This window comes from Tsukamurella sp. M9C (assembly GCF_020169415.1).
In the GTDB taxonomy this organism is placed as follows: Bacteria; Actinomycetota; Actinomycetes; order Mycobacteriales; family Mycobacteriaceae; genus Tsukamurella.
Genome location: NZ_JAIULG010000081.1, coordinates 1 through 10,693, shown reverse-complemented (window position 1 = coordinate 10,693; position 10,693 = coordinate 1). Strand labels below are relative to the sequence as shown.

Genomic DNA, 10,693 nt, shown 5'->3' with positions numbered 1-10,693 from the left:
TCGTCCCCCGCGCGACGCCGATCCGCCCGCCCCACGTTCGAACCCCCACCAGAGGCCGTGCTCGCCGCGAGGGACCGAGTGACCCTCGTGCGACATTCGCTCCCCCACTAGAAGCCGCGACCTGCGTAGACACGGTGATGCACCGCACGCATCACTTTCGTGGAGCACCACATGCCCGCATCCGAGCCAGGTCACCCCGCCGAATCAGACCAACCCGCCGACGCGCTCCCCCGCGACGGACGCGGACAACACGCGGGAGACGCCGTCGGCGGTGGCGGGCCAGGAGAACTCCCCCGCCCGCTCCTGCGCCTTCGCGCCGAGCTCCTCTCGCAGCAGAGCGTCACTCAGCAGCGTGTACACCGATTCGGTGAGTCCGGCGAGGTCGCGGACCAGCAGGCCGGTGGCACCGTCGACGACGGAGTCCGTGAGCCCGCGCGACGAGACGTACCCGACGGTCGGCACCGCGTGCTGGGCCGCCTCGATCACCGTGATGCCCCAGCCCTCCTTGCGCGACGGCATGACGTGCACCCACGCCCGCGAGAGCAGCCGATGCTTGCGCTGCTCGGTGACGTGGCCGTGGAAGGTCACGCGGTCGAGGACACCGAGCTTCGCGGCGTGCGCGTACAGCTCGGAGTCCCACCAGCCGCTGCCGATGACGTCGAGGTGCAGGTCGGGGACGCGGCGCCGCAGCCGGGCGAGCACGTCGAGGGCGTCCTCGATCTGCTTGTGCGGCACGAGCCGCGAGAGCACGACCATCCGCGGCGACGCGGACCGAACGTCCGCGATCCCGGGTGCCACGGAGTCGATCCCGTTGCGCACCACGGCCACCCGCTCCGGGCCGACGCCGAGCAGCGCCAGCTCCTCGGCCGACGGCAGCGAGACGGTGAGGTACTGCGAGCGCCGGTGCAGCCACGGCGAGAGCCGCGACTCGATGAACCAGCCGATCCGCGCCACGAGCCGGCCCGCGACGGGCCACTGCTCGCGGTGGCAGTGATGCACGAGCACGGTGACGGGCACGCCGGCGACGAGCCGCGCGAAGAAGGGGATGCCGTTCTGCGTGTCGATCACCGCGTCCGGGCGGATGCCGCGCAGCGGGCCGCGGCCGAACCGCGCCGCAACGATCGCCAGCAACGCCAGCGGATACACGGTGAAGCGGCCGCCGCCGCGGGAGATGCGCACGCCGCGCACCGTCTCGGACCGCGCCGCGCCGGGGTACATCGCGGTCCGCAGTGTGACCCGCACGCCGCGGGCGGCCAGCTCCTCGCCCACGCGCTCGAGGTACAACTCGCTGCCGCCGCCCTGCGGGTGGCGGGTGTCACGCCAACACAGCAGGAGGACTTCACGCACGGTTCCTAGGGTACCGTCCGTCTGCGTGTACCCCGCGACCTGGAAGAAGGCCACCGAACGCCTCCGCCGCCGCGCCACGCTGCGCCGGTCGGTGGGGCTGCTGTCCGACTTCCGGTTCGAGCAGTCCGAGCCGGCCCGGTTCTACGGCTCGCTCGCGCGCGACACCGTCGAGCTGACCGGCGACCTGTTCGGGGATCTCGACGGCGCCCTCGTCCTCGACGTGGGCGGCGGGCCCGGCTACTTCGAGGACGCCTTCGCCGAACATGGCGCGGTCTACATCCCCGTCGAGCCCGATCCGTCGGAGGCGCACGCCGCCGGCATCACGTCCTCGCGGGGCCTGCGGGGCTCGGGCCTCGCGCTCCCCATCGCCGACGGTGCCGTCGACGTCTGCCTCTCGTCCAACGTCGCCGAGCACGTGCGCGACTGGCGCACTATGGGCGACGAGATGCTGCGCGTCACCCGGCCCGGCGGCATGGTGATCCTGAGCTACACGCTCTGGTACGGCCCGTTCGGCGGCCACGAGATGGGGCAGACGCACTATCTCGGCGGCGAGCGCGCCGCTCGGATGTACACGCGCAAGCACGGGCATCCGCCGAAGAACCTCTACGGCACGTCGCTGTTCAAGGTCGGCGCCGCGGACGGACTGCGGTGGGCGGCCACCGTCGAGAACGCGGAGCTCGTGGCCGCGTTCCCGCGCTACCACCCGGCGTGGGCGTGGTGGCTGGTCCGCGTGCCGGGCCTGCGGGAGCTGCTCGTCTCCAACCTGGTGCTGGTATTCCGCAAGCGCTAGCCGCCCGACGGTGCCGCACACGGCTCCGGCCCCCTCCGCGGACCGCGGAGGGGGCCGGAGGGTGGGTCGATCAGGCCGCGGAGTCCGCGACCGTCGGAGCGTCGTCGGCGTCCGAGCCCGCGTCGGCAGCCGGCGTCTCGGTCGAGTCCGCTGCGGGCTTCTCGGTCGAGTCCGCAGCGGGCGTCTGCGCCTCCGAGGTCTCGTCGGCGGGCGCCTGCTCGTCCGTCTCGGGGGTGACGGTGCCCGTCGGCTCGACCGTCGTCGGGTCGGCAGTCTTCGTCGGCTCCACCGTCGTCGGCTCGACCGTCTTCGTCGGCTCGACCGTCTTCGTCGGCTCGACCGCGGTGGTCGGAGCGTCGACCGTCGTCGTCGGCTCGGCGCCCTCCGTCTCCGCGACCCGGTGCTTGCCGACGTAGTCGCCCGCCGCGGCGTCCTCCGTCTCCGTGCCGTTCGGCGCCGAGAACAGCGACGACAGGGCCGACTGCGTCCGGGCACCGCTGGCGTCCGCCCCGGCGAGCGCCGACGTGCCCTGCGCCAGTCCGGTGAGGTCCTTGGTCGCGCCGCCGAGGCCGGCGAGCCCCTTCGTCACCTCGCCGAACAGGTTCGTCAGTCCCCCGCCGTTGATGACGGAGGTCGCCAGCGACACCGGCAGGGAGATCACGGTCGAGATCAGCGAGAAGACCGGCTGCAGCAGGCTGAGGCCGAGGTTCACCGCGGGCACCACGACGTTGTTCGCCACGAACTCGATCGGGCCGGCGACGATCGGGCCGACCAGCGGAATGTTCGCGACGAGGTTCGGAATGAGCTGGGCGCCACCGGCGACCGCGCCACCGACCACGCCCGTCAGCAGCTCGGGGAGTTTCGCGATGCCGCCCGGGGTGCCGAGGCTCGCGACGACCAGCGAGACGACACGGCCGATGAGCTGGCCGTCCATGATGCCGAGCAGCTTGTCGTCGGGCAGCCCGCCGACGATGTCCTTGAGCTTGTCGGTGGGGATGGAACCGACGAGCTGAATGAGCTTCTCGGTGGGCAGGCCCGCGACGATGGGGCCGAGCTTCTCGACCGGGATCCCGTTCACGAGGTCGGCCAGGACCTTGTCGTCGAGGCCCGAGACCACGGTGATGAGCTTCTCGGTGGGGATCTGCTTGACCAGCGCGGTGAGCTTGTCGGCGGGCAGACCGGCGACCACGGGGCCGAGCTTCTCGACCGGGATGAGGCCGACGATGTCGCCGAGCTTCTTCTCGTCGAAGCCGGAGACCACGGCGGCCAGCTTGTCCGTGGGGATGTAGCCGACGAGGGCGCTGAGCTTGTCGGTGGGCAGCGCCGCGACCGCGGGGCCGATCTTCGCGGGGTCGACGGTGCCGATCACCTCGGTGAGCACGGATGTCGGCAGGCCCTCGACCAGCTTGGCGATCGTGGCGGGAGGCAGGGTCGCGACCACCGCGCCGAGCTTGTCGACGGGGATCTGCGCCACGAGCGCGGCGAGCTTGTCATTGGGCAGGCTGCCGACGACGGGGCCGAGGACATCGGTGGGAATGCCGCCGACCAGGTCCTTGAGCTTCTGCTGGTCCAGGCCGGAGACGATGGTCACGAGGCGATCGGTCGGCAGCGCGCCGACGATCTTGCCGAGGGTCTTGTCGTCGAGGCTCTTGACGACCTCGATGAGCTTGGCCTCGGGGATGCTCTTGACCACGGCGTTGAGCTTCTCCTGGGAGAGCCCGGCGACGATCGTGTTGAGCTTGTTCTGCGGCAGGCCGTTGACGATGGCGGTCAGCTTGCTCTCGTCGAGCGCGTTCATGATGGCGACCACGCTCTCGGGCGGCATCGCCTCGAGGATCTTCGCGGTCTTGTCGGCCGGGATCTTCTCCATGATCGCGGCGACCTTGTCCGGCGGGACCTGGGCCAGGACGCGGGCCAACTTGTCGGGATTCGCGCTGGAGAGCTCGGCGACGAGCAGCGCGTCGGGCAGCAGGTCGATCAGGCCGACGGTGTTGACCTCGATGCGCAGCGGCGCGGCGGCGGCCGGCACGGCGAGCACCTGCGCCGGCGTCGGCACCGTGAGGCTCGACGGCGGCAGCGCGGCGAGGGTCAACGATCCGGTGAGGACGGTGGCCGCCATCGCCTGGGTGATCACCCCCGTGCGGCTCCAGCTGAACGTGGTGCGTCGGCCGAGGTCGGCGTTCGTGGGCAGGGTGGCAGCACGCATGGGTCTCTCCTGATGTCTTCACGTGACGATCAGCACGCCCTGCGGATGGCGGCGATCGGATGATTGAGCGTGTGTGTCGTCACAAGAGAAGCTGTGAGTGCGCTCGATCACCGCGAAGATTAATCACAGGATTCGCTACCCGGCAGTAGCAAATCCTTTTCGAAATGCAACCGTTACCATTTCGTGATCTTTGCTTGCGAGTGCGCGATACGCGCAGGTCAGAGCTGAGTAGCTGAGTTGCGCGTCAGTCTTATCTTTGCACTTTCACAATTCGTTAGCAGCACTTTCCGCCCTGGTTGCCCCTCCGGAGCGCTACCGAATCGCGAAGTTAATGAACCGTTCCATACCTTTGGGTGCAGATCCACAGCTCGACGCCCTGAAAGCCAGTCATCCGATGACTCGGTGCAACTTGTCCGGATTCCGCACCGAGTACACACCCGTGACCTCCGCACCGCCGACCTCGATGCACGTGACCTGGTCGACCACCCCGTCGAACGTCACGACCATCGCGGGCATGCCGTTGTAGACGGCGAAGCGCAGCCCGAGCTCGCCCATCGTCGCGCTCTTGCGGAACAGACCCGCGACGAACCGGGCCACGCGATCCGCGCCCTGCACCGGCCGCCGCGCGGCCGAGACGACGCCTCCACCGTCGCCGAGGTAGACCACGTCGGGCGCGAGGACGTCCATGAGCGCCTGCACGTCGCCGGTCGCCGCCGCGAGGACGAACCGCTCGGCGACGCCCTGCGCGGCGACGGGGTCCACGACCTCGCGCGGCCGCCGCGCCCGCACGTGCCCGCGGGCGCGGTGCGCGGTCTGCCGCACCGTCGCCTCGCTCTTGCCCACCGCCGCGGCGATCTCGGGGTAGCCGAAGTCGAAGACCTCGCGCAGCACGAAGACCGCGCGTTCCGTGGGCGTCAGCGATTCCAGGACCAGCAGCATCGCGGTGGTCACCGCCTCGCCGGTGAGCACGTGCTCGGCCGGCCCGTCGCCCGACGGTGCCGCCAACGGCTCCGGCAGCCACGGCCCGACGTACTCCTCGCGCCGCCGCGACGCGGTGCGCAACGCGTTGAGCGCCTGCCGGGTCACGATCCGCGCCAGGTACGCCCGCGGATTCCCGACCGACCCGAGGTCCACATCCCGCCAGCGCAGGTAGCTCTCCTGCAGCACGTCCTCGGCATCCGCGACGCTGCCCAGGATCTCGTACGCCACGGAGAACAGCAGCGGGCGGTGCTCGGCGAACAGGTCCTCGGCCGACGTCGCCGGGCTCATCGCGGCGCCGGCAGCCAGGCGTAGCGCGCCGTCTTCGCCGCCCCCTTGGCCATGCGGCAGACCTGCTCCTTGACCAGCGCGGCGGACCGGCCCCCGAACTGGATGCGGGTCGGCGTGTCGTCGCGGCGTGCTGCCTGGATCACCGCGCTGCGCCGGCCGATCGAGACGTTCTGGCCGGTGTAGCCCATCGAGAACGCCTTCGCCTGCTTCCCCGCCAGCTCCCGCGCGAGGTTGTCCGCGCCGTGCGCGCCCTGGGGCAGCGCGGTCTGGCAGCTCAGCCGCGCACCGGGGACGGCAGCGCCGTCGCCCACCGCGACGATCCGCGGGTCCGAGACGCTCCGCAGGAACTCGTCCACGACCATCCGGCCGGCGTCGTCCACCTCCAGGCCGCTGCGCGCAGCCAGGTCGCTGACCTGCGTCGCGACGGCCCACAGCACCAGGTCGGCGTCGCCGGCACCGTCGTACCGCCCGCGCTCCACCGCGACGCCGAGCCGGTCCAGCTCGCGGCGGACCCGGGCCCGGGCGCCGGGCCCGAGCGACGCCCCGACCTCGCCCTCGCTGAGCAGCCGCACCCGCAGCGCCGGGCGGGCCTCGGCCACCTCGGCCGCGGTCTCGATGCCGGTGAGGCCCCCGCCGACGACGGTGACGGCGGCCCCGTCGGACAGGGCGGCGAGCGCGCGGTGCGCCTCCTCCGCGGTTTCGAGCGTGCCCACCACGTGGGTGCCCGACGGTGCCGTCGGCGCCCCGCCCGCGGCGTAGATCGCGCGGTCGAAGGGCAGGGACGTCCCGTCGGCGAGCAGCAGCGTGCCGTCGCCGATTTTGTCGACGGTGCCCACGACCAGCCGGATCCGCGGGTCCAGCATCTCGGTGAGCGGAGTGACCGCGGAGCCGCTGCCCGCGATGTGCTCGTGCAGCCGCACCCGCTCGACGAACCCGGGCCGCGGGTTGACGACGGTCACGTCCGCGTCCGCCTTCTTCACCAGCCGGTTCGCGGCGATGGTTCCGGCGTAGCCCGCGCCGATCACGACGACCTTCATGATTGCCTCCTCATGCGAATTCGAGTCTTCCGCACATGGGACACCGGCCGCGCGCGATCTGTGACAGCCGCCGCCTCAGCCCTCCGCGATGGCGGCCAACGGCGGTGTACGCGCGGCACGGATGGCGGGCAGGATCGCCGCGCCGACGCCGACGAACGCGGACGCCACCAGCATCACGATCACGGTGGACCAGGGCACCACCACGGAGCCGAGGCCCTCGTCGCGCAGCGCGTGCACGAGCGAGACGCCCAGCAGCACGCCGAGCACCAGGCCGAGCGCGGCGCCGAAGACGGCGATGAGCATGGACTCCAGGTAGATCGAGCGGCGCACCTGCGACCGGATGAGGCCGATCGCACGCAGCATGCCGATCTCGCGGCGCCGCTCCACCACCGACAGCGCGAGGGTGTTGACGATGCCGAGGATCGCGATCACCACCGCGAGACCGAGCAGCCCGTACAGCACGCCCATGAGCGCCGTGATCGCCTGTCCCGCCTGCTCCTTGAGGTCGTCCTGGTCGTCGACGTTGACCACCAGCAGCGGCTTCACGGCCTCCCGCAGCCGCTCCTTGAGGTCGCTCACCGACGTGCCCTCGGCGGCGTCGACGAACACCGACTGCGGCGTGACGAGCGGCGTCGATGCGCCGCTCGCGGGCGGGTAGAGGGTGTTCATGTCGGCCGCGGTGATCACGGGGCCGGACAGGGAACCGCCGGTGCCGGCGTAGATCCCGGTCACCGTGAGCTTCGCCTTCGCGGCGCCGACGGCCGACATCGGCTCGACGACCGAGCCCACGTCCCAGCCGCGCTCGCGCGCGGTGCGGTCGTCCACGAGCAGCCCGCCCGGCTTCAGCGCCAGCTCGCCCGAGGTCCGGGTGAGGTTGAAGGCGGTGGTGATGTCACCGTCGATCCCGAGCGCGCTGAGCCGATCGCCCCCGAGTCGCACGGGCACGCCGTAGAGGATGGTCTTCGCGCCGACGCCGGGCACGTCCTTGATGGCGGTGAGCGCGGCGGGCGGCATGCCGAGCGACGGGGCCTGCAGCATGAGGTCGGAGCGGATGCCCTGGTCGACCTGGGCGTCGATCGACTTCTGCATGGACGCGCCGAGCGTGCCGATGACGCCGACCAGCGCCACGCCGATCACCAGCGCGAACGCGGTGGCGGTGGTGCGCTGCGGATTCCGCATCACGTTGGTGCGGCCCAGCCGGCCCGCCGGGCCGAAGGGCGCGGCGATGACCTTGCCGATGCCGCCGAGCAGCGGCCCGACGAGGGCGGGCCCGCCGATGACGATGGCGAGGATCAGGCCGAAGCCGGCGATGCCGACCTCGATCGCGGCCGTCGAACCGACCTCGGTGGTCGCCACGAAGAGCAGCGCCAGGGAGCACAGCAGCAGCGCCGCGCCGACCGCCCCGCGCACGAGCAGCGACTGCGGCGAGCCGCCGTCCTGCGCGCGCATCGCGGCGACGGGCGGCACCCGGGATGCCCGCACGGCGGGGATCAGCGCGGAGATCACCGTGACGACGGTGCCGACCACCATCACCGTGATCACCACCGACGGGCTGACGGCGAGGCCGCCGTCGGGGAATCCCGCGCCCGCGGCGGTGACGCCGGCGCGCAGCAGCACCGCGAGGCCGATGCCGACGGCGAGCCCCAGCGCGCTGCCGACCACGCCCACGACGAGCGCCTCCAGCACGACCGAGTTGCGCACCTGCTCCCGGCCGGCGCCGATGGCGCGAAGCAGGGCGAGCTCGGACAGCCGCTGCGCGACGAGCATCGAGAAGGTGTTGTAGATGATGAAAACGCCGACGAGGAGCCCGATGAGGCCGAACGCCACCAGGAAGTAGTTGAGGAAGCTCAGCCCCTGGTTGATCGTGTCCTCGAACTCCTGCCGCACCTGCGCGCCGGTCTGCACGTTCAGGTCGGGCAGGCGCTGGGCGAGCGCGTCGCGCAGCTGCTCGGGTGAGGTGCCCTGGGCGGCGCCCACCTCGATGTACGGCGCGGTCGCGCCGTCGCCGAACAGCTTCTGCGCCTCGTCCTTCGCGAACAGCGCGCCGAGGTAGCCACCGGAGTCCGTGGAGATCGTGTACAGCCCGACGACCGTGACGTCGGTCGGGCCGGGCGAGTGCGGCGCCACGATGGTGGTCTTCGACCCCACCGGCAGCTTCAGCCGTTCGGAGGCGGACTCGTTGAGCACCATCTCGTTCGGGGCCGACGGTGCTCGGCCGGAGGTGATCTTCAGGCCGTCGGGGTCGAGGTTCTCCCCGGGCGGAAGGTAGGCGCCGCCGACCTGGGGCGCGCCGGTGGGCGAGACCACGTCGCCGTTGCCGTCGCGCAGGGCGATGGTGCCGGTGACCGCGGGGACCACGACGCGCACGCCCGGCACCGTCTTGACCTGGTCCACCACGGACAAAGGCACGCCCGGTCCCGACGGGCCGAATCCGCCCTGTCCCTGGGCGTTCTCGGGCGAGATCCGGGCGTCGACGCCGACGGCGATCTTGTCGGAGATCCCGTCGAAGGCCTTCGACAGGGTGCCGGTGAAGACCATGGAGCCGGCGATGAACGACGTGCCGAGCAGCACCGAGAGCACGGTCAGGACGAGGCGCCCCTTGTGCGCCAAGAGGTTCCGCAGCGCCACCCGGCGCATCGGGTTGGCCATCAGCGGGCGACGAGCTCGTCGAGGTGGATCATCTTCTCCAGCACCCGTTCCGCGGTGGGGCTGCGCATCTCGTCGACGATGCGACCGTCGGCGAGGAAGACCACGCGGTCGGCGTAGGACGCGGCGCGCGGGTCGTGCGTGACGATCACGACGGTCTGCCGGTAGTCGTCGACGGCGGCGCGCAGGATGGACAGCACCTCGGCGCCGGAGCGCGAATCCAGGTTGCCCGTGGGCTCGTCGCCGAAGATGATCTCGGGCCGTCCCACGAGCGCGCGGGCGCACGCGACGCGCTGCTGCTGGCCGCCGGACAGCTCGGTGGGGCGGTGGCCCAGCCGGTCCCGCAGCCCGAGGCGGTCGATCACCGCGTCGAGCCACTGCTGATCGGGCTTACGGCCCGCGATGTCCAGCGGCAGCGTGATGTTCTCGATGGCGGTGAGCGTGGGCACCAGGTTGAAGCTCTGGAAGACGAAGCCGATCCGGTCGCGCCGCAGCTGCGTGATCTGCTTGTCGTTGAGCGAGGTCAGCTCCGTGCCGCCCACCTGCACCGAGCCGCCCGACGCCGCGTCGAGGCCCGCGAGGCAGTGCATGAGCGTCGACTTGCCCGAGCCCGACGGCCCCATGATGGCGGTGAACTCCCCCGCCCGGAAGTCGACCGAGACCCCGGCGAGGGCGTGCACGACATTGTCGCCCTCGCCGTAGACCTTGGTGACGCCGACGGCCCGCGCGGCCACCGTCTCGGGCGTGGGCAGCGTCGCCGGCGCGAACGGAGTCTGTGACATGTCACCGAGAATGCCAGAATCTCGTCACCTGCGACATCGGGGCGATCCCCCACTCGAACCGGACACCGCGGGGTGAGGCCCATCGGCATCCGTCATGATGGACCGATGCGCCTCGAACCTCGGATCCTCACGCAGCTCTCCGGCGTGCTCGACCTGCGCGACGGCAAGTTCTTCGGCAGCTGCTTCGGGCACCGGGTGCCCGCCGACCTGCTGGCCGCCGTCACGGTGCACGGCGCCGCGACCAACCGCGCCACCGCCGGCTTCGCGTCCCCGTCGCGGGCGCAGGCGGCGATGCCCGTCGAGCTCGAGCACTGGGACGACGTGCCGCCGGCGGACGGCGAGTGGGACACGGTCCTGCACACCCAGCTGTGCGTGGATACCTCCGGCACGGTCGAGTGGTTCTCGCCCACCGCGGACGGCCCCGGCGAGGTGCTGGAGTTCCCCATGGCCCGCGGCTTCTACGAGGTCGAGGCCGCGGCGCGGCACGCCGGCGAGGGCGCCGATCACTGGCGGCTGCGGTTCTGGTCCTCCCCGGAGTACGGCCCGGACCTCGCCGAGATCCGCGAGATCGCCCTCCTCGCCCGCTGACCTCCGCGCCCCACCACCGCCCTCGCCG

General features: G+C 71.8%; 8 protein-coding genes. 2 read left to right on the top strand and 6 right to left on the bottom strand.

Annotated elements, in window-relative coordinates; all coding sequences use genetic code 11:
• Positions 1-204 precede the first annotated feature (204 nt).
• Positions 205-1,347, bottom strand: coding sequence for a glycosyltransferase family 4 protein (locus LB823_RS23110; protein ID WP_224652034.1), 1,143 nt, complete (start codon positions 1,345-1,347; stop codon positions 205-207).
• A gap of 25 nt (positions 1,348-1,372) precedes the next feature.
• Between LB823_RS23110 and LB823_RS23105 the strand changes: the two genes are divergently transcribed.
• On the top strand, positions 1,373-2,137 hold the full coding sequence (locus LB823_RS23105; protein ID WP_224652032.1) for a class I SAM-dependent methyltransferase: 765 nt from the start codon (positions 1,373-1,375) through the stop codon (positions 2,135-2,137).
• A gap of 70 nt (positions 2,138-2,207) precedes the next feature.
• Here the strand turns inward: LB823_RS23105 and LB823_RS23100 are convergent, their stop codons facing one another.
• From LB823_RS23100 to LB823_RS23080, 5 genes are all read right to left on the bottom strand, one after another.
• A complete protein-coding gene (locus tag LB823_RS23100; RefSeq protein ID WP_224652030.1) occupies positions 2,208-4,343 on the bottom strand; it encodes a magnesium transporter MgtE N-terminal domain-containing protein in 2,136 nt (711 codons plus the stop codon).
• Positions 4,344-4,730: 387 nt separating this feature from the next.
• Positions 4,731-5,612 carry an RNA polymerase sigma-70 factor gene (locus LB823_RS23095; RefSeq protein WP_224652028.1) on the bottom strand — a complete coding sequence of 294 codons (882 nt, stop codon included), beginning with the start codon at positions 5,610-5,612 and terminating at the stop codon, positions 4,731-4,733.
• Positions 5,609-6,649, bottom strand: a complete 1,041-nt coding sequence (locus tag LB823_RS23090; protein ID WP_224652026.1) for an NAD(P)/FAD-dependent oxidoreductase — start codon at positions 6,647-6,649, stop codon at positions 5,609-5,611. The genes LB823_RS23095 and LB823_RS23090 overlap by 4 nt, the downstream gene beginning before the upstream one ends.
• A gap of 75 nt (positions 6,650-6,724) precedes the next feature.
• Positions 6,725-9,298, bottom strand: coding sequence for an ABC transporter permease (locus LB823_RS23085; protein ID WP_224652023.1), 2,574 nt, complete (start codon positions 9,296-9,298; stop codon positions 6,725-6,727).
• A complete protein-coding gene (locus LB823_RS23080) occupies positions 9,298-10,077 on the bottom strand; it encodes an ABC transporter ATP-binding protein (RefSeq protein ID WP_224652021.1) in 780 nt (259 codons plus the stop codon). The genes LB823_RS23085 and LB823_RS23080 overlap by 1 nt, the downstream gene beginning before the upstream one ends.
• Positions 10,078-10,182: 105 nt before the next feature.
• Between LB823_RS23080 and LB823_RS23075 the strand changes: the two genes are divergently transcribed.
• A complete protein-coding gene (locus LB823_RS23075) occupies positions 10,183-10,665 on the top strand; it encodes a hypothetical protein (protein WP_224652019.1) in 483 nt (160 codons plus the stop codon).
• Positions 10,666-10,693 lie beyond the last annotated feature (28 nt).